The organism is Pseudomonas sp. UBA4194 (assembly GCF_002379585.1).
Taxonomy (GTDB): domain Bacteria; phylum Pseudomonadota; class Gammaproteobacteria; order Pseudomonadales; family Pseudomonadaceae; genus Aquipseudomonas.
On the sequence record NZ_DFUE01000076.1, the window covers coordinates 56,994 to 58,119 of the forward strand.

The 1,126-nt window shown below is 63.8% G+C and carries 1 protein-coding gene; it reads left to right on the forward strand.

All coding sequences use genetic code 11. The features are described 5' to 3' along the window. A partial coding sequence (locus B3397_RS18645; protein ID WP_296252953.1) for a TonB-dependent receptor occupies positions 1-1,108 on the forward strand: 1,108 nt, incomplete at its 5' end. Positions 1,109-1,126: the final 18 nt, after the last annotated feature.

Genomic DNA, 1,126 nt, shown 5'->3' on the forward strand with positions numbered 1-1,126 from the left:
CCGCGAGCTGGAAGGCGGCGAAGTGGGCACCACGTTCAAGAACAAGGGTTATGAAGCCCGGGTTCAGGCGCGGCACCAACCGATCGGCCCCATAGAGGGCGTAGTCGGCGCCCAGGTCAACCGCAGCGAATTCCAAGCCTTGGGTGAGGAGGCCTTCGTCCCGCAAACCGATACCGACTCGGTTGCATTGTTCCTGCTGGAGGACTGGCAGGCCACCGAACGCCTCAAACTCAGCCTGGGTGGCCGTCTCGAGCACACCCAGGTTGACCCGGACGCAGCGGGCAACCAGCGCTTCGCCGCCGCCGACAGTGCCAGCAGCTTCACTGTCGGCAGCGCGTCGGCCGGGGCGGTCTACACCCTGACGCCCGTCTGGTCGCTGGCGGCGACCCTGGCCTATACCGAACGGGCACCGACGTTCTACGAGCTGTACGCCAACGGTGCCCACGTGGCCACCGGCACCTATGAAGTCGGCGATGCCGGGCTGAGCAAGGAAAAAGCGCTGTCCAGCGACCTGGCACTGCGCTTCGACAACGGTACCCACAAGGGCAGCCTGGGGGTGTTCTACAGCCACTTCTCCAATTACATCGGCCTGCTGGGCAGTGGCCGCCGCTTGAATGATGAGGGTGAGGCGGACGCCGACGGCATACCCGAATACACCTACTCCGGCGTCCGGGCACGCTTCAGCGGTATCGAGGCGCAGGATCGCTGGACGCTGGCAGAAAATGCCTACGGCAAATGGGCGGTGGAGTTGTCCGGCGACTACACCCGGGCGAAGAATCTGGATACCGGCGAAGATCTGCCGCGCATTGCGCCCTTGCGCGTGAACAGCGGTTTGCTGTGGGAGAAAGACCGCTGGCAGGCTCGCGTCGATGTGGAACATGCCAGTGCCCAGCATCGCGTGCCGGACAACGAGGATAGTACCGATGGCTACACCACACTGGGCGCCAGTGCCGGGTATCGGTTCGACATCGGCCAAAGCCAGTGGTTGGCGTTTGTGAAGGGGGAGAACCTGACGGATCAGACGGTACGCTATGCCAGTTCCATCCTGCGCGATATTGCGCCGGCACAGGGGCGCAGTGTGCAGGTGGGGTTGCGGACGACGTTTTGAATCTGGGATTTGGGGTGA